Source organism: Streptomyces sp. WAC06614, assembly GCF_003949795.1.
GTDB lineage: Bacteria > Actinomycetota > Actinomycetes > Streptomycetales > Streptomycetaceae > Streptomyces.
The window spans coordinates 1-22,904 of the sequence record NZ_RPRY01000095.1 but is presented as its reverse complement, the minus strand read 5'-3'; the positions used below and the strand labels follow the sequence as shown (position 1 = coordinate 22,904).

Here is a 22,904-nt window from a genome sequence, read left to right as displayed (position 1 = left end):
CACCAGCGCCTGCCGGGCGTGCCCGCCCCCGAACTGACCGAGTCCGAGTGCCGCCGCTGCGGCACGCTCATCGCGGGACTGGACGGGCGTTACGCGTGCGGGGTGTGCGGCTGGGTGAACGACCACTCCGAGGGCCACCGCAGGCTGCCCCGGGCCGACGAGGACCCGGACCTCCCGCGCCCGGGCCGGCGGCCGCCCAAGCTGCCGCCCGGCCCCGACGAAGCCCCGGCCTAGGCTTCGCACGGCCCCGCCGTACCCTTGCTGGAGCGATACGTGCACACAGCAGGTTCAACGAGGAGGCGCTGCGGTGGCTGATCTGCGGTTTGTCCGGATGGGCTTCGGGGCCGAGGCGGTCGAGTACACCGAGGCGTGGGAGGAGCAGCGGCGGGTGCACGCCGCTCGCTTCGAGGACGCGATCCCCGACACCTGCCTGCTGCTGGAGCACCAGTCCGTCTACACGGCCGGCCGGCGCACCGAGGACAGCGAGCGCCCCCTCGACGGCACCCCGGTGATCGACGTCGACCGCGGCGGCAAGATCACCTGGCACGGCCCGGGCCAGCTCGTCGGCTATCCGATCATGAAGCTGCCGCGCCCGGTGGACGTGGTCGCGCACGTGCGCCGGCTGGAGGAGGCGCTGATCCGTACGGCTGCCGAGTTCGGCCTGGAGACCACCCGGGTGGAGGGCCGCTCGGGCGTCTGGGTGCTCGGCGACCCCGTCGAGGAGCGCCCCGCGATCGGCGGCCTCGACCTGCACTTCGACCCGCGGCTGACCGACGACGAGTTCGACGCCCGGCTGAACGGCCCCGAGTACGCCCCGTCCAACGCCGGCCAGCGCCGCGAGGACCGCAAGCTCGCCGCCATCGGCATCCGGGTGGCCAAGGGCGTCACGATGCACGGCTTCTCGATGAACGTGAACCCGGACAACACCTGGTTCGACCGGATCGTCCCCTGCGGCATCCGCGACGCCGGTGTGACCTCCCTCTCGTACGAGCTGGGCCGGGAGATCACCATCGCCGAGGTGCTGCCGGTGGTCGAACGCCACCTGACGGAGGTGCTGGAGAACGCCGAACTCAAGCCGCGCGCGATCGAGCCCGAGGTCGGGGCCCCGGCCGGCGCCTGAGCCCGGCGCCCGGGACCGCGCCCGCCGGGGGCGGTCCGGGGAAGGGCCCGGGCGACCGTCCGGGAATGGGACCGACCCTCCACAGGTTGGCCGACGTAACAGCGTATGAAATTACGGGCGTACCCTGGTGGGCGCCGAGGAATCACAGTCACAGGGAGCCGGTCGTGTCCGCAGTCGCACCCGACGGACGCAAGATGCTGCGCCTGGAGGTCCGCAACAGCCAGACCCCCATCGAGCGCAAGCCCGAGTGGATCAAGACCCGGGCGAAGATGGGTCCCGAGTACACGAAGATGCAGAACCTCGTGAAGGGCGAGGGCCTGCACACCGTGTGCCAGGAGGCCGGCTGTCCGAACATCTACGAATGCTGGGAGGACCGGGAGGCCACCTTCCTCATCGGCGGCGACCAGTGCACCCGGCGCTGTGACTTCTGCCAGATCGACACGGGCAAGCCCGAGGCGCTCGACCGCGACGAGCCGCGACGCGTCGGCGAGTCCGTGGTCACCATGGACCTGAACTACGCCACCATCACCGGCGTCGCCCGCGACGACCTGGCCGACGGCGGCGCCTGGCTGTACGCCGAGACGGTGCGCCAGATCCACCAGCAGACCGCCGGCCGTGAGGGCGGGCGCACCAAGGTCGAGCTGCTGGCCCCCGACTTCAACGCCGTCCCGGAGCTGCTGGAGGAGGTCTTCGCCTCCCGTCCCGAGGTCTTCGCGCACAACGTCGAGACCGTGCCGCGGATCTTCCGCCGCATCCGCCCCGGCTTCCGCTACGAGCGCTCGCTGGAGGTCATCACCAAGGCCCGCGCCTACGGCCTGGTGACCAAGTCCAACCTGATCCTGGGCATGGGCGAGGAGCGCGAGGAGGTCAGCGAGGCGCTGCGCGACCTGCACGAGGCCGGCTGCGAGCTGATCACCATCACCCAGTACCTGCGGCCCTCGCCGCGGCACCACCCCGTGGAGCGCTGGGTGAAGCCGGCCGAATTCGTGGAGCTGGCGAAGGAGGCCGAGGAGATCGGTTTCTCGGGCGTCATGTCCGGCCCCCTGGTGCGTTCCTCGTACCGCGCCGGCCGCCTCTACACCCAGGCGATGGAGAAGCGCGCAAACGTGTGAACTCGCGCACAAATAATTACTAACGAGTAATACCGCAGTGACGCGGCCTCTAGGCTCTTTCCGGGAAGCGCCCAGCGGGCCGCGTCAATGTTTCATCAGCGTTTGACCGCCGGGTCACGCCCTGGTAACACCAATCAGTGATGCTGGGCACACGTACCGCAGTCACCCCGACGTGAGCACCGAGAAAGGGATCGACATCATGCAGGCCGCGCCCGTTCGCGCCATCGCCATCCCGTCCCTCACCGATGCCCTGCGCGGCATCGAGTCGCTGCTCATCCGCGGCGCCCGCCGCAACGCCTGGACGGCGGTCCTGGAGGACCGCCGCAGGGCCCAGGACCGGGTCGAAACCGAGCACGTGCTCGAAGCCGTGGCCACCCGGACGTCGTAGGGCACGTAAACTTCGCTGTATGGCGAGGAAGTCAAACGCAGACACTGCTGCGAACCCCGGGCGACTGAAGCAGATCGCCCTGACGTACAAGATGACCGCTAAGGCCGACCCGAAGGTCGGTCTCATCGTGGCGGGCGTGGGAATCGTCACCTTCGGCGTCTTCCTTGCGATCGGCTTCCTGATCGACCACCCGGTCTACCTGGGCATCCTGGGCTTCCTGGTGGCGTTCCTGGCGATGGCGATCGTCTTCGGGCGACGGGCCGAGCGGGCCGCGTTCGGGCAGATGGAAGGCCAGCCGGGCGCCGCCGCGGCGGTCCTGGACAACGTCGGCCGCGGCTGGAGCACCACCCCGGCCGTGGCGATGAACCGCAACCAGGACATCGTCCACCGCGCCGTCGGCCGCGCCGGCGTCGTCCTGGTGGCCGAGGGCAACCCGAACCGGGTGAAGCCGCTGCTGGCGGCCGAGAAGAAGAAGCTGGCCCGGATCATGCCGGACGTCCCGGTCCACGACATCATCGTGGGCAACGGCGAGGGCCAGGTGCCGCTGAAGAAGGTGCGCACGACGCTGCTGAAGTTCCCGCGCGTCCTGCCCGGCCCCCAGGTCACCCAGGTCAACGACAAGCTGCGCGCCATGGGCGACCTCATGAGCAACATGCCGCTGCCGAAGGGCCCCATGCCCAAGGGCATGCGGATGCCGCGCGGCGGCGGAAAGATGCGCTGAACCGTTTTTCGTATACAGCGCGGCGCCTCCGTGTGACACGCGTGAGGTGCATGGCGTGGGACACGTGACGTGACATGCGTGAGGGGCGCCCCCAGGAGCCGGTCGGCTCGGGGGCGCCCCTCACGCACGGGCGCCCTGGGCGCCCGCCGCCTCACCTGCCCGGGAGGCTCAGATCCGTACCTGGACGGCCTTGGCGGCCCGGTCGTGCAGCCCGCGGCCGTCGCGGTCCCAGACCAGCGCCGGGATCACCAGGGCCAGCAGCAGCGTCCGCAGCACCACCCGGCCGATGCCGAGCCGGCCGCCGTCCTCCGCGACCACCCGAAGGCCCAGGATCCGCTTGCCGGGCGTGAAGCCCACGGTGCCGACGGTCAGCACGCTCAGGGTGACGAAGAGCGCCAGCGTCCAGTTGCCGACCGCACCCTGGTCGCCGCCCGTGATCAGGCCGTACGCGATGACCTGGCAGGCCGCCCAGTCGATGGCCACCGCGCCGAGCCGGCGCCCGAAACGGGCCACCGAGCCGGGACCCTCCTGGGGCAGACCCAGGCGCTGGCCCGGGTAACCGAAGTCGACGCCCATGTCCTCGGCCGCCGCGCGGGGGCCGGAGAGCCAGGATCCGATTGCTTCCCTCTTGTCCACTCGACCACGGTACCTGTGGGGCTCGAGGACACCTCGGCGGGTCCCCGGTTAACTTGTGCGAAACAAATGGGTCATGCTTGAGAAATGCCTGCTGCTTATGGTCGGGTCAGCGTGCGGCACCGCACTGACGCACCACGAGCTACACAAGCCCGCCCTGCCCCCGGGGTCGGGAGTAGGAGGAGTTGGATGTTCCAGAACGCCGACGAGATCAAGAAGTACATCGCGGACAACGACGTCAAGTTCATCGACGTCCGGTTCTGCGACCTCCCCGGGGTGATGCAGCACTTCAGCATCCCGGCGAAGGCGTTCGACCCGTCCGAGGAGCTCGCCTTCGACGGCTCCTCGATCCGCGGCTTCCAGGCCATCCACGAGTCGGACATGGCGCTGCGCGCCGACCTGTCCACCGCGCGCCTGGACCCGTTCCGCCGCGACAAGACGCTGAACATCAACTTCTTCATCCACGACCCGATCACGGGTGAGGCCTACAGCCGCGACCCGCGCAACATCGCCAAGAAGGCCGAGGCCTACCTCGCCTCCACCGGCATCGCCGACACCGCGTTCTTCGGCCCCGAGGCCGAGTTCTACGTGTTCGACAGCGTGCGCTTCGCCACCTCCGCGAACGAGGGCTTCTACCACATCGACTCCGAGGCCGGCGCCTGGAACACCGGCAAGGAGGAGAACAACCGCGGCTACAAGGTCCGCTACAAGGGCGGTTACTTCCCGGTCGCCCCGGTCGACCACTTCGCCGACCTGCGCGCCGAGATCTCCCTGGAGCTGGACGCCGCGGGCCTGCAGGTCGAGCGCCAGCACCACGAGGTCGGCACCGGCGGCCAGGCCGAGATCAACTACAAGTTCAACACGCTGCTCGCCGCGGCCGACGACCTGATGCTCTTCAAGTACATCGTGAAGAACGTCGCCTGGCGCAACGGCAAGACCGCGACCTTCATGCCGAAGCCGATCTTCGGCGACAACGGCTCGGGCATGCACGTCCACCAGTCCCTGTGGCAGGGCGGCGAGCCGCTCTTCTACGACGAGGCGGGCTACGCGGGCCTGTCGGACACCGCCCGCTACTACATCGGCGGCATCCTCAAGCACGCCCCGTCGCTGCTGGCCTTCACCAACCCGACGGTGAACTCCTACCACCGCCTGGTCCCCGGCTTCGAGGCCCCGGTCAACCTGGTCTACTCGCAGCGCAACCGCTCCGCGGCCATGCGCATCCCGATCACGGGCTCGAACCCGAAGGCCAAGCGCGTCGAGTTCCGCGCGCCGGACCCGTCCTCGAACCCCTACCTGGCGTTCTCGGCGCTGCTCCTCGCGGGCCTCGACGGCGTCAAGAACAAGATCGAGCCGATGGAGCCGATCGACAAGGACCTGTACGAGCTCGCCCCCGAGGAGCACGCGGGCGTCCCGCAGGTCCCGACCAACCTCGAGTCCGTCCTCCAGGCCCTGGAGAACGACAACGAGTACCTCCAGGCCGGCGGCGTCTTCACCGCGGACCTGATCGAGACCTGGATCGACTACAAGCGCACCCACGAGATCGCCCCGATCCAGCTCCGCCCGCACCCGCACGAGTTCGAGCTCTACTTCGACCTGTAGGCCGGCCCGCAGGCCGACCTGCCCCGCGCAGCACGCACGAGCGGCCGCTCCCGTCCCACCGGACGGGAGCGGCCGCTCTCGCATGTGTGCGGCGCGGTCACTTCAGGACCGGCATGCCGCCCGTCAGTTCGTGCAGGGCCTGGACCGCCAGGTCGGCCGGGGAGCCCGGGCCCGTGGTGGGGCCGTCCGTGGTGGACCAGGTCTCCAGGGCGACGCGGATGGCGTCGGTGGTGGCCGCGGCCAGGAGGCGGATGGTCATCGGGGGGGTGTCGGCGGGTGCCAGGTGGGTGAGGATCGGGGCCAGGCGTTCCTCGGAGTCCTGGTTCACGCGGTACCAGACGGCGCGCAGCGCCGGGTCGTCGGCAGAGGCGCGCAGGAGGCCGCGGGTCCACCGCAGGCCCTCCTCGACGGCCACCGTGCCGGTGAGGGAACGGGTGATCGCGCGCTCCAGGGCCTCGGCCAGCGGGGTGCCCGGGGTCTCCTCGGCGAGCAGGGCCCGCCACTCGTCGCCGCCGCCCGCCAGCAGCGGGGCCACCGCCTCCTGCTTGTTGCGGAAGTAGCGGTAGAACGTGCGCAGCGCCACGCCCGCGCGGCGGGCGATGTCCTCGGCGGTGGTGCCGTCGGGACCGTGCTCGGCGAAGAGTTCGCAGGCGGCGCGCGCGATGTCCAGCTGGGTCGCCGCCTTGCGTCGCTCGGTCAGCGACTGGGCGGCGGTTCCGGTCCGTGGGGTGTACGGGCGAGGGGAGTTCACCCCTGCAGGGTACCGTGATCGCCAAGGTTTTCTTGCATTCTTTGACATGCTGGCAAAACGTGTCAGGTGAGCGTACGCTCGGCCGCATGAACCGTTACGAAGGACGCCGTGTCCTCATCACCGGCGGCGGCTCCGGCATCGGCCGCGCCTCCGTCCACCGCATCCTCGCCGAGGGCGGCCGGGTGCACACCGTCGACGTCGACGGGGCCGGGCTCGACCTCACCGCCGAGCAGGCCGCCGGGGCCGGCGTGGCGGAGCGGCTGACCACCGCCGTGCTCGACATATCCGACGAGACCTCGGTCCGCGAGGGCGTCGCCGCCGCCGTGGAGCTCCTCGGCGGGCTGGACGTCCTGGTCAACGCGGCCGGCATCCTGCGGTCCGAGCACACCCACAGGACCACCCTCGACCTCTGGAACAAGGTGATCTCGGTCAACCTGACCGGCACCTTCCTGATGGTCCGCGAGGCGGTCCCGGCGCTGCTCGCCGGGGACCGGCCGGTGATCGTCAACTTCAGCTCGACCTCGGCGTCGTTCGCCCACCCCTACATGTCCGCCTACGCGGCCAGCAAGGGCGGCATCCAGGCCATGACCCACGCCCTGGCCGCCGAGTACAGCAAGCAGGGGCTGCGCGTGGTCAGCGTCGCGCCCGGCTCCATCGAGAGCGGCATGACCACCGGCAACGGCCCGGGCCTGCCCGAGGACACCGACTGGAGCCTGTTCGCCAAGCTGGCCCCGGCCATCGGCCAGGGCTTCGCCGGCCCTGAGACGGTGGCCGGCGTGGTGGCCATGCTCGGCTCCGAGGACGGCGCCTTCATCACCGGCACCGAGATCCGCATCGACGGCGGCACGCACTACTGAGCCGCCCCCGGGGGCCGGGCCCCGGCGCCCGGGCCCCGGCCTCAGGCCGCCCGGCGCCCGGGCCCCGGCCTCAGGCCTTGAAGCGCTCCCAGAGGCGGGGGAAACGTTCCGCCAGGACGGACTCGTCCTCGAAGTCCAGCGGGGTGCCCACCGGTTCGGCCGGCTGCACCGGGATGCCCAGGTCCGGCGCGACCACGCCGGTGAGCTGCTCGTACGCCTCGTCCGCCGCGTAGCCGAGCTCCTCGCCGTCCCCGTCGATCTCCTCGTCGAACTCCCCGAGCAGCTCCGCGAGCGCGTCCGGGTCGTGCACCCCGCCCTCGAAGACCTCCCGGCCCTGGCCGATCAGCCAGCACCGGAAGTAGTCGAACGCGTCGTCGCTGGCCCCGTCGAGCAGCACGTACGCCGCCCCCCACAGGTCCCAGGTGTACGCGCGGTTGTAGCGCGCCTCGAAATGCCGGGCGAAGTCCAGGACCGAGTCCGGATCGAGCGCCGTCAGCCGCTCCACGAGCAGCTCGGCGTGCTCCTCGGGATCGCCCTCGGCGGCCTCGCGGGTGCTGTCGACGATCTCCCAGAACTCCGTCTCGTCCATCACGGGTCCAGCATCCTGGGTCCGCAGGAACCCCGCCACCGCGAGAATCCGACAGTATGAGGTCCACAGGGCGACGGATCCGGGGGGACACGTGCGGGGGGAACTGCTGGAGGACCGCTACCGGCTGGAGGAACGGCTGGGCGAGGGCGGCATGGGCGAGGTGTGGGGCGCCCGGGACGTACGGATGCACCGCCGGGTCGCCGCCAAGCTGGTGCGGGTCCGCTCCGGGCTGGACGCCCAGGAGGTCGAGCAGCGCTTCCTGCACGAGGTACGGGCGGCCGGCAACCTCCCGCACCGCCACACCGTGACCGTCCACGACTGCGGCGAGTCCGTGCTCTGCGGCCACCGGGTGCTCTACCTCGTCATGGAACGCCTGACCGGCCGCACCCTGGCCCAGCTGTTCCACCCGCGCGCCCTGCCGCCCTGGTACGACCTCGCGCACTGGGCCGGGCAGATCTGCGACGCCCTCGCCGCCGCCCACGAGCGGGGCATCGTCCACCGGGACATCAAGCCCGGGAACGTCATGCTCACCGACGCCGGTGTGATCAAGGTGCTCGACTTCGGCCTGGCCAAGATCCTCGGCGACTCGCTGCGCGCCGCCGAGCTCACGGTCACCGGCCAGGCGATGGGCACCCCCTGGTACATGTCGCCCGAACAGGCCCGCGGCGAGCGCCGCATCGACCACCGCACGGACCTCTACGCCCTGGGCTGCCTGCTCTACCACGGCCTCACCGGCGAGCCGCCGTTCACCGGCGCCTCCGGGCACGTGGTGCTCTACCAGCACATCTACGAACGCCCGGCCCCGCTGCCGACCGGCGCCGCGCCCCCGGCCGTGGAGGCCCTGGTGGCCCGGCTGATGGCCAAGGACCCGGCCGACCGGCCGCAGAGCGCGGGCGAGGTCGCCCGGGAGCTCGACCAGGTGCTCCGGGCCCGCGGCCACCAGGCGCCGGCGGAGCCCGCCCCGGACCGGGAGGCGGCGGCCCGCACCCTCGCCGCCGCCGAGGCCGAGGCACGGGAGCTGGTCGAGCGGGCCCGGCAGGAGGCCGCAGAGGTCCGCCGCACGGCCGAGCAGGACGTGGCCCGGCTGCGCGAGACGGCCGAGCAGGACGTGGCCCGGCTGCGCGAGACGGCCGAGCAGGACGTGGCCCGGCTGCGCGAGACGGCCGAGCGCGACCTGGCCCTCCTGCACGCCGAGGCCCGCCGCCGGACGGACGCCGCCCGCCGCGAGGCCGAGGAGATCCTGACCGGGACCAGGGACCGGGCCCAGGAGATCTTCGAGGAGGCCCGCGCCTCCGCCCACCGCCTGCTGGAGCAGACCCGCGCCGACGCCGAACGCTTCGCCGAGCGCCTGCGCAGCCGCGAGGCGGCACCCCCCGACCGGCTCCCCAGCACCCCGGCCCCCCGCGGCGGCCACCGCCCGTAGGCCCGGCGACACGGCCCCGCCCCCGTCACACGCCAGAGGCGGCCCGCACCCCAGGGGTGCGGGCCGCCTCACGCGACCGATCGGCTCAGGTCACAGACCGTAGCGCTCCCGGGCCTCCTTGACCGCCGAGGCCGGCACCTCGCCACGGCGGGCGAGCTGGGCCAGGGCCGCGACCACGATCGACTGCGGGTCGACACCGAAGTGACGGCGCGCACCCTCACGGGTGTCGGACAGACCGAAGCCGTCCGTACCCAGCGAGGTGTAGTCCTGCGGGACCCACTGGCTGATCTGGTCCGGCACCTGGCGCATCCAGTCGGAGACCGCCAGCACCGGGCCCGGAGCGCCCTCCAGCACCCGGGTGACGTACGGCGTGCGCTCCTCGCCGCGCAGGAGCGCCTCGTCGGCCTCCAGCGCGTCGCGGCGCAGCTCGCCCCACGAGGTGGCGGACCACACGTCGGCGGAGACGTTCCAGTCGGCGGCCAGCAGGCGCTGGGCCTCCAGGATCCAGTGGATCGCCGTACCCGACGCCATGAGCTGGATCTTCGGCGCGTCCGCCGCCGGAGCCGCCTCGCCCAGGTCGGCCGCCGTGTTGAAGCGGTACAGACCCTTGACGATGCCCTCTTCCACGCCCTCGGGCATGGCCGGCTGCGGCTTCGGCTCGTTGTAGACCGTCAGGTAGTAGAAGACGTCCTCGGGGTTCTCCCCGTACATCCGCTCCAGACCGTCCTTGACGATCACCGCGATCTCGTACGCGAACGCCGGGTCGTAGTTGAGCGAGGCCGGGTTGGTGGCCGCGATCAGGTGGGAGTGGCCGTCCGCGTGCTGCAGGCCCTCACCGGTCAGCGTGGTGCGGCCGGCGGTGGCGCCGACGATGAAGCCCTTGCCGAGCTGGTCGGCGAGCTGCCACATCTGGTCGCCGGTCCGCTGCCAGCCGAACATCGAGTAGAAGATGTAGAACGGGATCATCGTCTCGCCGTGCGTCGCGTACGACGTGGCGGCGGCGATGAAGTCGGCCATGGCGCCGGCCTCGGTGATCCCCTCGTTGAGGATCTGGCCGTCCTTGGCCTCCTTGTAGTACATCAGCTGGTCGCGGTCGACCGGCTCGTACGTCTGGCCCAGCGGCGAGTAGATGCCGGCCGACGGGAACAGCGACTCCATACCGAAGGTACGGGCCTCGTCGGGGACGATCGGCACCCAGCGGCGGCCGGTCTCCTTGTCCCGCATCAGGTCCTTGACCAGGCGGACGAAGGCCATGGTGGTGGCCATCTCCTGCTTGCCGGAGCCCTTGAGCAGCGGCGCGTAGGACTTGTCGGCCGGCTGCGGCAGGGCCACGTGGTGGACCTTGCGGGCCGGGGCGAGACCGCCCAGGGCCGCGCGGCGCTCGTGCAGGTAGCGGACCTCGGGGGAGTCCGCGCCCGGGTGGCCGTACGGCACCACGCCGTCGGCGAAGGCGCTGTCCGGGATCGGGAGCCCGAGCAGGTCGCGCATGCCCTTGAACTCGTCGATCGTCAGCTTCTTCATCTGGTGGTTCGCGTTCTTCGACTCGAACCCGGCACCCAGGGTGTAGCCCTTGACGGTCTGCGCCAGGATCACCGTCGGCGCGCCCTTGTGCTCCAGGGCGGCCTTGTACGCGGCGTAGACCTTGCGGGGCTCGTGGCCGCCGCGGGAGGTGTGGAAACACTCGGCGATCTTCGCGTCGCTCAGCAGCTGCCCCATGGCCACCAGGGCCGGGTCGCCGCCGAAGAAGCGCTCGCGGATGTAGGCCACGTCCCGGGTGGCGTACGTCTGGAACTGGGCGTCCGGGGTCTCGCGCAGGCGGCGGACCAGGGCGCCGGTGGTGTCGAGCTGGAACAGCTCGTCCCAGGCGGAGCCCCACAGGGTCTTGACGACGTTCCAGCCGGCGCCGCGGAACTGGGCCTCCAGCTCCTGCACGATGCGGAAGTTGGCACGCACCGGGCCGTCGAGGCGCTGGAGGTTGCAGTTGATGACGAAGGTCAGGTTGTCCAGACCCTCGCGGGCCGCGAGCGCCAGGGCCGCGGTCGACTCGGGCTCGTCCATCTCGCCGTCGCCGAGGAACGCCCAGACGTGGGAGTTCGAGGTGTCCTTGATCCTGCGGTTCTCCAGGTAGCGGTTGAACCGCGCCTGGTAGATCGCGGACAGCGGGCCGAGGCCCATGGAGACCGTGGGGAACTCCCACAGCCAGGGCAGGCGCCGCGGGTGCGGGTAGGAGGGCAGGCCGTTGCCGCCGGACTCCTGGCGGAAGTTGTCGAGCTGCTGCTCGGAGATCCGGCCGTCGAGGAAGGCGCGGGCGTAGATGCCGGGGGAGGCGTGGCCCTGGACGTAGATCTGGTCGCCGGAGCCGTCGGTCTCCTTGCCCCGGAAGAAGTGCTGGAAGCCGGTCTCGTAGAGCCAGGCCGCCGAGGCGAAGGTGGCGATGTGGCCGCCGACGCCGTACTTCGAGCCGCGGGTCACCATGGCGGCCGCGTTCCAGCGGTTCCAGGCGGTGATGCGGGCCTCCATCTCCTCGTCACCGGGGAAGGCCGGCTCGGCGGAGGTGGGGATGGTGTTGACGTAGTCCGTCTCCAGCAGCTTCGGCAGGGCGAGGCCGGCGGCCTCGGCGTGCTGGAGGGTGCGGCGGAGCAGGTACTCGGCGCGGCGCGTGCCCGCGGCCTTGGCGACGGCGTCGAGGGAGGCCGCCCATTCGGCGGTCTCCTCGGTGTCGCGGTCCGGGAGCTGGTCGAGCTCGCTCGGAAGCTTTGCTACGGGGTCGGACATCGGTGTGCGCCGCCTTCCGGACTAATGGAGGGAGGTGTAGAGAACCCTGACTGGCAGGACAGGGTCGAATGGGCCCGGTTGGGGTCCGCCGACGACTGTAAGACCCTGATCGATGATCGATCAAATAAAAGTGTCGAAAAAATGGCCGATTGCTGAAAGTCGGCACTCCGTGCCGCGTACAGAGACACGTAGTGCCGGACTTGAAGCGGACACCTCGGACATTCTGCCGCCCGGCGGGCTCAGGCGCGCGGCGCGCACCCCAGCACGTGCCGCTTCACGATGAGCCCGATCTCCGGATCCTGGTTCCGGAACGCCCTGACCAGGGCTTCGTGCTCCTCGGCGAAGGACTTCTGGACGGTACCCAACCAGCGGATGGACAACGCCGTGAACACCTCGATGCCCAGGCTCTCCCAGGTGTGCAGCAGCACGCTGTTCCCGGCCGCCCGCACCATCTCCCGGTGGAAGGCCACCGTGTGCCGCACCTGGGCCGTGCCGTCGTCGGTCCGGTCGGCCTCGTGCAGGGCCGCCACATGGGGCTCCAGCGCCGAGCAGTCCGCCGCCAGGCGCGGGGCCGCCAGCTCCGCCGCGATCTGCTCCAGACCGGCCCGGACCGGGTAGATCTCCTCCAGGTCGGCCGCCGTGAGATTGCGCACCCGCACGCCCTTGTTGGGCGCCGACTCGATCAGCCGCAGCGTCTCCAGCTCGCGCAGGGCCTCCCGCACGGGCGTCTGGCTGACCTCCAGCTCCACCGCGATGCGCCGTTCGACGATCCGCTCGCCGGGCTTCCAGCGGCCGCTGACGATCCCTTCCACGATGTGCTCGCGGATCTGCTCACGCAGCGAGTGCACCACGGGTGGGGTGATCATCGGGTCTTCATCTCCTGTGGTCGCGCAGGCCGAGAGCGGAGTACTGATGCGTAGACAATACGGCGGCGCCCCCGCCCGGGAGTATCCCGGACGGGGGCGCCGCTGGTGAGGCTGGTTACAGCCGGGCCCCGGAGGCCCTCCCACCTCAGAGACCGAGCTCGACCTCGAACTCGCCCGCCTCCAGGATCGCCTTGACGGCGGTCAGGTAGCGCGCGGCGTCCGCGCCGTCGACCAGACGGTGGTCGTACGACAGGGTCAGGTACGTCATGTCACGGACGCCGATGACGGTGCCCTCGGGGGTCTCCAGGACCGCCGGACGCTTGACGGTGGCACCGATGCCCAGGATGGCGACCTGGTTCGGCGGCACGATGACCGTGTCGAACAGGGCGCCGCGGGAGCCGGTGTTGCTGATGGTGAAGGTCGCGCCCGACAGCTCGTCCGGCGTGATCTTGTTGTTGCGGACCTTGCCGGCCAGGTCGGCGGTGGCCTTGGAGATGCCGGCCAGGTTGAGGTCGCCCGCACCCTTGATGACCGGGGTCATCAGGCCCTTCTCGGAGTCCACGGCGATGCCGATGTTCTCCGAGTCGAAGTAGGTGATGGTGCCCTCGTCCTCGTTGATCCGGGCGTTGACGACCGCGTGGGCCTTCAGCGCCTGGGCCGCGGCCTTGACGAAGAACGGCATCGGGGAGAGCTTGACGCCCTCGCGGGCCAGGAACGAGGCCTTGGCCTGCTCGCGCAGCTTCATGATCTTGGTGACGTCCACCTCGATCACGGAGGAGAGCTGGGCCTGCCCGTGCAGCGCCTTCATCATGTTGTCGCCGATGACCTTGCGCATGCGGGTCATCTTGACCGTCTGACCGCGCAGCTCGGACACCGCGAGCGCCGGGGTCCTGGCGGCCGGGGCGGCGGCGGCCGGAGCCGCGGCCGGGGCGGCAGCGGCGGCCTTGGCGGCCTCGGCGGCGGCCAGGACGTCCTGCTTGCGGATCCGGCCGCCGACACCGGTACCGGTGACGGAGCCGAGGTCCACGCCGGACTCCGAGGCCAGCTTGCGCACCAGCGGGGTCACGTACGCGCCCGCGTCGGCGGCGGAGGCCGGAGCGGCCGGGGCCGGGGCGGCGGCCGGGGCGCCGGTGCCGTCGTCGATGACGGCCAGCTCGGCGCCGACCTCGACGGTCTCGTCCTCGGCGACCTTGATCGAGGCCAGGATGCCGGAAGCCGGCGACGGGATCTCGGTGTCGACCTTGTCGGTCGACACCTCCAGGAGCGGCTCGTCGGCCTCGACGCGCTCGCCCTCGGCCTTCAGCCAACGGGTGACAGTGCCCTCGGTGACGCTCTCACCGAGCGCCGGAAGGGTTACGGAAACCGACATGGTTTCGGTTGCTCCTTACGAAAGTGCGGTAGTGGTCGTCGCGCCCGTGACTGGATCAGTCGTGGGAGTGCAGCGGCTTGCCGGCCAGGGCCAGGTGGGCCTCGCCGAGCGCCTCGTTCTGGGTCGGGTGCGCGTGGATGAGCTGCGCGACCTCGGCCGGCAGAGCCTCCCAGTTGTAGATCAGCTGCGCCTCGCCGACCTGCTCGCCCATCCGGTCACCGACCATGTGGACGCCGACGACGGCACCGTCCTTGACCTGGACGAGCTTGATCTCGCCCGCGGTCTTCAGGATCTTGCTCTTGCCGTTGCCCGCCAGGTTGTACTTCAGGGCCACGACCTTGTCCGCGCCGTAGATCTCCTTGGCCTTGGCCTCGGTGATGCCGACGGAGGCGACCTCGGGGTGGCAGTACGTCACGCGCGGCACACCGTCGTAGTCGATCGGCACGGGCTTCAGGCCGGCCAGGCGCTCCGCCACCAGGATGCCCTCGGCGAAGCCGACGTGCGCGAGCTGCAGGGTCGGGACGAGGTCACCGACGGCCGAGATCGTCGGCACGTTGGTCTGCATGTACTCGTCGACCAGGACGTAGCCGCGGTCCATCGCGACGCCCTGCTCCTCGTAGCCCAGGCCCTGCGAGACCGGGCCGCGGCCGATGGCGACCAGCAGCACCTCGGCCTCGAAGGTCTTGCCGTCGGCGAGGGTGACCCGCACACCGTTCTCGGTGTACTCGGCCTTCTCGAAGAAGGTGCCCAGGTTGAACTTGATGCCGCGCTTGCGGAAGGCGCGCTCCAGCAGCTTGGAGCTGTTCTCGTCCTCGACCGGGACGAGGTGCTTGAGGCCCTCGATGACGGTGACGTCGGTGCCGAAGGACTTCCACGCCGAGGCGAACTCGACGCCGATGACGCCGCCGCCCAGGATGATCGCGGACTGCGGGACGCGGTCCAGGACCAGCGCGTGGTCCGAGGAGATGATCCGGTTGCCGTCGATGTCCAGGCCCGGCAGGGAGCGCGGCACGGAGCCGGTCGCCAGCAGGACGTGGCGGCCCTGGATGCGCTGGCCGTTCACGTCGACGGAGGTCGGGGAGGACAGCCGGCCCTCGCCCTCGATGTAGGTCACCTTGCGGGAGGCGACCAGGCCCTGCAGACCCTTGTACAGGCCGGCGATGACCTCGTCCTTGTACTTGTGGACACCCGCGATGTCGATGCCCTCGAAGGAGGTCTTGACACCGAACTGGGCCGCCTCGCGGGCCTGGTCCGCGACCTCACCGGCGTGCAGCAGGGCCTTGGTGGGGATGCAGCCGTTGTGCAGGCAGGTGCCGCCGAGCTTGTTCTTCTCGATCAGGGCAACGTCGAGACCCAGCTGCGAGGCGCGCAGCGCCGCGGCGTAACCGCCACTGCCACCGCCGAGGATCACTAGGTCGAAAACGGTGCTGGCGTCGTTCGCCACGTCACGTCCTCCATGCATGTGCGCCGGGCGCCGGTCGTCGGTGACCGGGCGGCGGCTGGTATTCGGCCGCTTTTTTTCGGCCCTGTGGTGGGGGCCCTGTCCTGCCGAGGACCCATCTTCGCACGACCGAACAAACGGCGCGGCCCCGGGCTTCCCAGCCCGGGGCCGCGCCGCCCGTCATCCGGTCAGCCCAGGTCGCCGGTGGCCGTACGCTCGGCCAGCCGGACCAGGGTGCGCACCGCGGAGCCGGTGCCGCCCTTGGGGGTGTAGCCGTACGGCGCGCCCTCGTGGAAGGCCGGGCCGGCGATGTCGAGGTGGGCCCAGGTGATGCCCTCGCCCACGAACTCCTGCAGGAAGAGGCCGGCCACCAGGCCGCCGCCCATCCGCTCGCCCATGTTGGCGATGTCGGCGGTGGGGGAGTCCATGCCCTTGCGCAGGTCGGCGGGGAGCGGCATCGGCCAGGAGGCCTCGCCGACCTCCTCGGCGATCTCGTGGATCGACGTACGGAACGCGTCGTCGTTGGCCATGATCCCGAAGGTGCGGTTGCCCAGCGCCAGGACCATCGCGCCGGTCAGGGTGGCGACGTCGACGATGGCGTCCGGGTTCTCCTCGGAGGCCTTGGTCAGCGCGTCGGCCAGGACCAGGCGGCCCTCGGCGTCGGTGTTGAGCACCTCGACGGTCTTGCCGCTGTACATGCGCAGCACGTCACCGGGGCGGGTGGCGGAGCCGGACGGCATGTTCTCGGCGAGCGCCAGCCAGCCGGTGACGTTGACCTCCAGGCCCAGCTTGGCGATGGCGACGACGGAGGAGAACACGGCGGCGGCGCCCGACATGTCGCACTTCATCGTCTCGTTGTGGCCGGCCGGCTTCAGGGAGATGCCGCCCGAGTCGTAGGTGATGCCCTTGCCGACGAAGGCGAGGCTCTTCTGCGCCTTCGGGTGGGTGTAGGCCACGCGCACCAGGCGCGGCGGGTTCTCCGAGCCCTTGCCGACGCCCAGGATGCCGCCGTAGCCGCCCTTGAGCAGCGCCTTCTCGTCCAGGACCTGGACCTTCAGGCCGATCTCCTTGCCGGTCGCCTGCGCGACGGCGGCGAAGGCCTCGGGGGTGAGGTCGTTCGGCGGGGTGTTGATCAGGTCGCGGGCGACGTTGACCTCGGCCGCGACGACCTTGGCGCGCTCGGCGGCGGCCTTGTGGTCCTTGTCACGCGGCTTGGCGCCCAGCAGGGCCACCTCGGCGAGCGGGGCCTTCGGGCCCTCGTTCTTGTCCTTCTTCTCGCCGCCCTGGTACGCGGTGAACGCGTAGGCGCCGAGCAGCGCGCCCTCGGCCACGGCGGTGACGGCGGAGGCGTCCTCCAGCGGGAGGGCGAACGCGGCCTTCTTCGTACCGTGCAGCGCGCGGGCGGCCGCACCGGCAGCGCGGCGCAGCGCGTCCTCGTCGTAGGACTCGTCCTCCGCCGGGGCACCGCCCAGGCCGACCGCCAGCACGACCGGGACCTTCAGGCCGGCCGGGGCCGGCAGCTTGGTGACCTCGCCGTCGGCGCCGGTCGCGCCCAGAGCGTCGAGGACGGTGGCGAGCTTTCCGTCGAACGCCTTGTCCACGGCCTCGGCGCCCAGGGCGACGACGGGACCCTTGGGGCCCTTCGCCACGCCGACCACGAGGGCGTCGGCGCGCAGCGTCGCCGCGCCGGCAGTGCTGAGAGTCAGAGCAGTCACGGTGGTGAAGTCTCGCTTCCGTTTGTGTCGTGTGTGCAGCGGTCAGGTCGGGGTCGCCGGCCGTCCGCAGCGATCGTATTCCGGCCCGGCCCGCACCAGAAACGAGCCTACGCGTCCGTCCCTGTCCGTACGTCACTCGAAGGTTTGTCAAGTTGTTCGATCCATCGGCCTCCAGGTTCACCCATCTGTGGCCTGTCTTCCAGGTTTGCCTCCCGGACCGGACGTCGTCCGTAAAGATCGAGCCACTCTCGCAAGGGGGCGCGAGGTCCCTTTGCATCATGTCCACAGAGCCTCCCCGGGCCCGCCACCCGCCAGTGGCCGCGGCCGGGGTGTGCCTGCGGGGGGAAGGCCGACATGGTCAAGAAGAACCGGATGAACAAGGCTGCCGCGGCGTGCGTCGCGGCGGCCCTCGTCTCGGTGGCGGCACCGGCGGCGGCCGCCGAGACGGCCACGACACCACGCATCGACCTCAAGGTGCTCGTCGTCGACGACGGCGGCAGCTCCGTCGAGGCGATCACCACGGAACTCCGCGACAGCGGGGTCCCCTACACCAGGGTCCAGCTCGGGCAGAGCGGCCGGCCCGTCATCGACGCGGCGTTCCTCGCCGACACCGTCGACGGCCGCCCGCGGGCCAAGTACCAGGGGGTGGTCCTGCCCAACGAGAACCCGTTCGGCGAGGGCAGCGCCGAGATGGCCGCGCTGGTCTCCTACGAGACGACGTACAAGATCCGCCAGGTCGACGCCTACACCTGGGCCCATCCCGGGGTCGGCCTGGAGTACACCGACAACGGCGGCTACAGCGGCCAGCTGGACGGGACCCCGGCCGCCGTCACCACCGCCGGCCAGGGCCCCTTCGGTTACCTGGCCGGAGCGGTCACGTTCGAGGACAACTCACCGCTGGTCCCCGAGAGCTACGGCTTCGCGGGCAAGCCGCGCCCCGGCTACACCAGCTACGTCGACGCGCCCGTCGCCGGCGGCCGGGCCTCGCTGGTCGGCGAGTACGCCCACGACGGCCGCAGCGAACTGGTCATCACCTTCGGCTACAACCAGTACCAGCAGCAGTTCCGGCTGCTCGCCCGCGGCATCGTCGACTGGCTCACCCAGGGCGTCCACCTCGGCCGCAGCCGCAACTACTTCGCCGTGCACGTGGACGACGTCTTCGCCCCCGACGCCCGGTGGAACAAGGAACTCAACTGCACCCCCGGCGACTACGCCTGCGCCGGCGGCGAGGGCAAGGAGAGCACCGTCCGGATGACGGCCGCGGACGCGCAGTACGCGCTCCAGTGGCAGAAGCAGCAGAACTTCACCCTGGACATGGTCTTCAACGCCGGCGCCGGTGAGGAGTGGAAGACCGAGAACGGCGGCACCGACGCCCTCGCCGCCCAGCTCGTGGCCGACCGGGCGAACTACCGCTGGATCAACCACACCTACACCCACCCCTACCTCGGCTGCGTCCAGGACGTCACCACCGTCCCCTGGACCTGCCTCAAGGACGCCGCCGGCAACGTCCAGTACATGAGCCGGGCCGACATCTCCGCCCAGATCCGCGACAACACCAACTGGGCCACCGCCAAGGGCATCAAGCTCGACCGCAGCGAGCTGGTCACCGGCGAGCACTCGGGCCTGAAGACCCTGCCCCAGATGCCCGTCGACAACCCCAACCTGGCCCCCGCCCTCGCCGACAACGGCGTCAAGTGGATCGCCAGCGACAACTCCCGCGAGCCCGTCCAGCGTCCCGTCGGCGCCGCGCGGACCGTCCCCCGGCACCCGATGAACGTCTACTACAACACGGGCACCAACGCCGAGATGGCCGACGAGTACAACTGGATCTACACCAGCCGCGCCGACGGCGGCAGCGGCCTGTGCGAGGACAACCCGGGCACCTCCACCTGCCTGCCCGCCCCGCTCGACGTCGACACCGGCTACCTGTCGTACATCGTCCCGCAGGAGACCCGGATCGCCCTGCGGCACGTGCTCGCCAACGACCCCCGGCCGCACTACGTCCACCAGAGCAACCTCGCCGAGGACCGCACCCTCTACCCCGTGCTGAACCAGGTCCTGGGCACCTACCGGTCCCTCTACGCCGCCAGCGCCCCGATCGTGAACCAGAGCCAGAAGGACACCGGCGTCGAGCTCCAGCGCCGGGCCGCCTGGGACAAGGCGGTCGCGGCCAACCAGGTCACCGCCTACCGGATCGGGACCACCGTCACCGTCAAGGCGCCGTCCGGGGTGCTCGCCCCGGTCACCGCGCCCGAGGGCACCCGCAAGCAGCTCCTGCTCGGCACCACCGCCTTCGGCACCGCCTACGCCGGCGACCGCGACGCCTGGACCGGCCCGGAGCTGCTGCAGAGCGCCGTGACGCTCAAGCTGCCGAGCTGACGCTCCACCGGCACCACCTCAGCGCCGGCGTCCGCCCTTCCGGCGGGCGCCGGCCCTTGAAACGTCCTGGGGGGACACACCGCATGAGCCATGGGCGTCACGTCACCATGCTCACCGAAGGCACCTACCCACATGTCCACGGCGGCGTCAGCACCTGGTGCGACCAGCTCGTCCGGGGCATGCCGGAAGTCGACTTCAATGTCATAGCCCTGACCGGCTCCGGACGCGAGCCGGTCACCTGGCAACTGCCGCGCAACGTCTACCGGCACACCGCCGTCCCGCTCTGGGGACCGCCGCCGGCCCGCGGCCGCCACGGCGCCCTGCGCGGCCGGGCCTTCCGCCGCTTCACCGAGACCTACGAACAGTTCCTGCTCTCCCTGCTCGACCCCTCGGCCTCCACCGCCTCCACCGCCTTCTCCGACGCCCTGCGCGCACTGGCCCGGCTCGCCCGGACCGGCCACCTCACCGCCGCCCTGCGGTCCGAAACGGTCCTGCGCACCCTGATGGCCGTCTGGAACCGCCCGGACCTCCCCACCGCCCCGGCCGGACCCACCATCCACGACGCGCTCACCGCCACCGACCTGCTGGAGCACGCGCTCCGCCCGCTCGCCGTACGGATCCCCGCCGACAGCGTCGCCCACGCCGTCAGCAGCGGCCTGGCCACCCTGCCCGCCCTCGCGGCCAAACACCTCGACGGCGTCCCGTTCCTGCTCACCGAGCACGGCATCTACCTGCGCGAGCGCTACCTCGGCCACCGCACCGCCGCCCAGCGCTGGCCCGTCAAGGCCCTCGTCCTCGGCTTCTACCGCCGGCTCAACTCCGAGGGCTACCGGCAGGCCGACCTCATCACCCCCTGCAACCGCTACAACCGCCGCTGGGAGGAACGCGGGGGAGCCTCCGCCGACAAGATCCGCACCGTCTACAACGGCGTCGACCCGCACGCCTTCCCCGACGCGGGACCCGAACCCGAGGTCCCCACGCTGAGCTGGTGCGGCCGGATCGACCCGATCAAGGACCTGGAGACCCTGGTGCGCGCCTACGCGTTCCTGCGCGCCGAACTGCCCGAGCTGCGGCTGCGCCTCTTCGGGCCCGTCCCGGCCGGCTGCGAGGACTACAAGCTCCGCCTGGAGAAGCTCGCCGCCGAACTCGGCGTCACGGACGGGATCACGTACGAGGGACGCATCGACGACGTCGCCCGGGCCTACGCGGCGGGCAGCGTGGTGATGCTGTCGAGCATCAGCGAAGGCTTCCCGTTCAGCATCATCGAGGCCATGTCCTGCGGCCGCACCACCGTCTCCACCGACGTGGGCGGGGTCCGGGAGGCCGTCGGCGACACCGGCCTGGTCGTCCCGCCGCGCGAGCCCGAGCTGATGGCCCGGGCCACCCTCGCCCTGCTGCGCGACGACGCCCGCCGCGCGGAACTCGGCCGGATGGCGCGGCAACGGGTGGTCGAGAAGTTCACGCTCCACCGGTCCGTGGACGGCTTCCGCCACATCTACCGCGAACTGGCCGGTCAGCCCGTGCTCCCCGTGCACGCCGACGACGCCTGGACCCAGCGGCTGTCCGACCCCTGGTACCGCGAACTGGCGGCCTGGGGATCCCCGCGGACCGGGGCCCGGGGAGGCGGCCGATGAGCCGGCCCCGCCACGAGGGTCCCGCCGCCGCCGACCCGATGGAGGAACTGGCCGAACGGCTGGGGTCGTCCGTCGCCGCGGCCGTCCACCCCGACGAGATCGCCGCCCTCCTGGAGGCGGACGGCATGACGGACGAGCACATCAAGCTCGCCTACGGCCGGACCGACTCCTTCGGCCTCGCGGAGGACCTCTACGCCCGGGTGCCGCGCGCCTACCCCGAACCGGCCGAGGCCCCCGACCCCTGGAAGGTCCCGCTCGCCGCCTGTCTGCTGCGCGGGGTGGTCTTCGCCCTCCCCGGGCTCGCCTACCTCCTCGGCGCGCCGCTGCTGGAAGGGCCGCCCGACCGGCTCGGGCTGCCCGCCGGCACCCTGACCCTGCTCGCCGGGGCCCTCATCGGCTGGGTCTGGGACCAGACCCTGTCCCACCGCGCCTACTCCTGGCTGGGCCTGGGCGACCGGGCCGCCGCCGGCCGGACCCTGCTCGCCGGGGCCCCGATCGGAGCCCTGCTGGGCTGCGCCGCCGCCTTCGCCGTGCCCGGCGGGCCGCCGTTCTCCTACGCCTTCGCCGCCGGCCAGGCCTTCTACGTCGGGGCCGCCACGGTCCTGCTGGTCCTCGGCCGGGAGCGGCTGCTGCTCGGCGCGCTCACCCCCATGGCCGGCGGCGCGCTGCTCTGCCTGGCCGTGGACCTGCCGCTGCGGCTGCGGGTGACCCTGCTCGTGGTGTCGCTGCTGGCCGCCTGCACCCTGGCGGTGCGGGAACTGCCGGTGGCCGCCGCGGTGCGGGGCGTGGTCCGGCGGGTGCGCACCCGGTTCGCCCTCCCGGCCGGCGCCCGGGTACCCGTCGGCGGGCCCGGCCCGGTGCGCTGGCGGATGCTGCGCGGCGGGACGGACGAGTTCGCCGCGCGCGGGCCACGGCTCGGGGACTCGGTGCCGTTCGGGGTGTTCGGCCTCGGCACCGGGGTGCTGGTCCTCTACGCCGCCCTGGGCGAGGTCCTGGCCGGCGGCCCGGCCGAGGCCGTCGCCGCGCCCTCGGCGGTCGCGCTCACCCTGAGCATGGGCCCCGCCGAGTGGCTGCTGCACCGCTTCCGCAGCGGCAGCCTGGCCGGGCTGCGGGCGGCCCGCTCGCCCCGGGCGTTCCTCGGCCGGATGCTGCTCACCCTGGTCCGCTGCCTGACGGCGTATCTGCTGGTGCTGCTGGTCCTCGGCGCGGCGGGCACCGCCCTGTGGCCGGACGCGCCCGGGCTGACCGGCCTGCGGGTCGCCACCCTGCTGCTGCTCGGCACGGTGATGTGGACGGGCCTGCTCCTGCAGTCCTTCGGCGCCGTGCGCTACGCCGCCTCGGTGTGCGTGACGGCCGCCGCCGCGCAGAGCCTGGCCCTGCTGCTGGCCCTCGGCCACCCCCGGCTGGTGCAACTGGTGGTGGCCGGTGCCGCGGCCGGCGCACTCGCCCTGCTGGTCCTGCTGCTCCTCGGCCGCGCGACGGCCCACCGATGACGGGCCCGAGCAGCGCCCCGCCCGACACCCCCACGCCCT

At 71.6% G+C, this 22,904-nt stretch carries 18 protein-coding genes and 1 pseudogene; 11 read left to right on the top strand and 8 right to left on the bottom strand.

Annotated elements, in window-relative coordinates; translation table 11 throughout:
• Positions 1–18: 18 nt before the first annotated feature.
• The 5 genes from EF918_RS15470 to EF918_RS15450 all read left to right on the top strand — a co-directional run bounded on the left by EF918_RS15470 (position 19) and on the right by EF918_RS15450 (position 3,341).
• Positions 19–234 (top strand): hypothetical protein, encoded by a 216-nt coding sequence (locus EF918_RS15470; RefSeq protein ID WP_125645959.1) that lies wholly within the window; start codon positions 19–21, stop codon positions 232–234.
• Positions 235–307: 73 nt separating this feature from the next.
• The gene (lipB, locus tag EF918_RS15465; RefSeq protein WP_125645951.1) at positions 308–1,120 is read left to right on the top strand and encodes a lipoyl(octanoyl) transferase LipB; all 813 of its coding nucleotides are present in this window, start codon (positions 308–310) and stop codon (positions 1,118–1,120) included.
• A 164-nt stretch (positions 1,121–1,284) separates the two neighbouring features.
• The gene (gene lipA / locus EF918_RS15460; protein WP_125645949.1) at positions 1,285–2,232 is read left to right on the top strand and encodes a lipoyl synthase; all 948 of its coding nucleotides are present in this window, start codon (positions 1,285–1,287) and stop codon (positions 2,230–2,232) included.
• Between the two features lie 199 nt (positions 2,233–2,431).
• Positions 2,432–2,620, top strand: coding sequence for a hypothetical protein (locus EF918_RS15455; RefSeq protein ID WP_125645957.1), 189 nt, complete (start codon positions 2,432–2,434; stop codon positions 2,618–2,620).
• A 19-nt stretch (positions 2,621–2,639) separates the two neighbouring features.
• Entirely contained in the window at positions 2,640–3,341 is a 702-nt protein-coding gene (locus tag EF918_RS15450; RefSeq protein WP_125645946.1) for a DUF4191 domain-containing protein, read from the top strand.
• A 168-nt stretch (positions 3,342–3,509) separates the two neighbouring features.
• On the opposite strand, the gene EF918_RS15445 is transcribed toward EF918_RS15450, so the two are convergent.
• Positions 3,510–3,977 (bottom strand): RDD family protein, encoded by a 468-nt coding sequence (locus tag EF918_RS15445; RefSeq protein ID WP_125645944.1) that lies wholly within the window; start codon positions 3,975–3,977, stop codon positions 3,510–3,512.
• 186 nt (positions 3,978–4,163) lie between these two features.
• On the opposite strand from EF918_RS15445, the gene glnA reads away from it, so the two are divergent.
• A complete protein-coding gene (glnA, locus tag EF918_RS15440) occupies positions 4,164–5,573 on the top strand; it encodes a type I glutamate--ammonia ligase (protein ID WP_125645942.1) in 1,410 nt (469 codons plus the stop codon).
• A gap of 97 nt (positions 5,574–5,670) precedes the next feature.
• Here the strand turns inward: glnA and EF918_RS15435 are convergent, their stop codons facing one another.
• Positions 5,671–6,324: a TetR/AcrR family transcriptional regulator gene (locus tag EF918_RS15435; RefSeq protein WP_260610230.1), complete on the bottom strand. Its 654-nt coding sequence runs from the start codon at positions 6,322–6,324 to the stop codon at positions 5,671–5,673.
• Positions 6,325–6,410: 86 nt separating this feature from the next.
• Between EF918_RS15435 and EF918_RS15430 the strand changes: the two genes are divergently transcribed.
• The gene (locus EF918_RS15430) at positions 6,411–7,181 is read left to right on the top strand and encodes an SDR family NAD(P)-dependent oxidoreductase (protein ID WP_125645938.1); all 771 of its coding nucleotides are present in this window, start codon (positions 6,411–6,413) and stop codon (positions 7,179–7,181) included.
• 70 nt (positions 7,182–7,251) lie between these two features.
• On the opposite strand, the gene EF918_RS15425 is transcribed toward EF918_RS15430, so the two are convergent.
• Positions 7,252–7,770 (bottom strand): DUF4240 domain-containing protein, encoded by a 519-nt coding sequence (locus EF918_RS15425; RefSeq protein WP_125645955.1) that lies wholly within the window; start codon positions 7,768–7,770, stop codon positions 7,252–7,254.
• A gap of 91 nt (positions 7,771–7,861) precedes the next feature.
• Between EF918_RS15425 and EF918_RS15420 the strand changes: the two genes are divergently transcribed.
• On the top strand, positions 7,862–9,193 hold the full coding sequence (locus EF918_RS15420) for a serine/threonine-protein kinase (RefSeq protein ID WP_125645936.1): 1,332 nt from the start codon (positions 7,862–7,864) through the stop codon (positions 9,191–9,193).
• 90 nt (positions 9,194–9,283) lie between these two features.
• On the opposite strand, the gene aceE is transcribed toward EF918_RS15420, so the two are convergent.
• The 5 genes and pseudogenes from aceE to EF918_RS15395 form a co-directional block, all read right to left on the bottom strand.
• On the bottom strand, positions 9,284–11,968 hold the full coding sequence (gene aceE, locus EF918_RS15415) for a pyruvate dehydrogenase (acetyl-transferring), homodimeric type (RefSeq protein ID WP_125645934.1): 2,685 nt from the start codon (positions 11,966–11,968) through the stop codon (positions 9,284–9,286).
• A 239-nt stretch (positions 11,969–12,207) separates the two neighbouring features.
• On the bottom strand, positions 12,208–12,831 hold the full coding sequence (locus EF918_RS15410) for a GntR family transcriptional regulator (protein WP_125645953.1): 624 nt from the start codon (positions 12,829–12,831) through the stop codon (positions 12,208–12,210).
• A gap of 148 nt (positions 12,832–12,979) precedes the next feature.
• A pseudogene (sucB, locus tag EF918_RS15405) lies at positions 12,980–14,185 on the bottom strand (2-oxoglutarate dehydrogenase, E2 component, dihydrolipoamide succinyltransferase); the annotation flags it as partial.
• 73 nt (positions 14,186–14,258) lie between these two features.
• The gene (gene lpdA / locus EF918_RS15400) at positions 14,259–15,647 is read right to left on the bottom strand and encodes a dihydrolipoyl dehydrogenase (RefSeq protein WP_125645930.1); all 1,389 of its coding nucleotides are present in this window, start codon (positions 15,645–15,647) and stop codon (positions 14,259–14,261) included.
• A 185-nt stretch (positions 15,648–15,832) separates the two neighbouring features.
• Entirely contained in the window at positions 15,833–17,359 is a 1,527-nt protein-coding gene (locus EF918_RS15395; RefSeq protein WP_125645928.1) for a leucyl aminopeptidase, read from the bottom strand.
• Between the two features lie 354 nt (positions 17,360–17,713).
• On the opposite strand from EF918_RS15395, the gene EF918_RS15390 reads away from it, so the two are divergent.
• From EF918_RS15390 to EF918_RS15380, 3 genes are all read left to right on the top strand, one after another.
• The gene (locus tag EF918_RS15390) at positions 17,714–19,738 is read left to right on the top strand and encodes a hypothetical protein (protein ID WP_125645926.1); all 2,025 of its coding nucleotides are present in this window, start codon (positions 17,714–17,716) and stop codon (positions 19,736–19,738) included.
• Positions 19,739–19,821: 83 nt separating this feature from the next.
• Positions 19,822–21,372 carry a GT4 family glycosyltransferase PelF gene (gene pelF / locus EF918_RS15385; protein WP_125645925.1) on the top strand — a complete coding sequence of 517 codons (1,551 nt, stop codon included), beginning with the start codon at positions 19,822–19,824 and terminating at the stop codon, positions 21,370–21,372.
• Positions 21,369–22,865: a hypothetical protein gene (locus tag EF918_RS15380; RefSeq protein WP_185921755.1), complete on the top strand. Its 1,497-nt coding sequence runs from the start codon at positions 21,369–21,371 to the stop codon at positions 22,863–22,865. Before pelF ends, EF918_RS15380 begins: the two co-directional genes overlap by 4 nt.
• Positions 22,866–22,904: the final 39 nt, after the last annotated feature.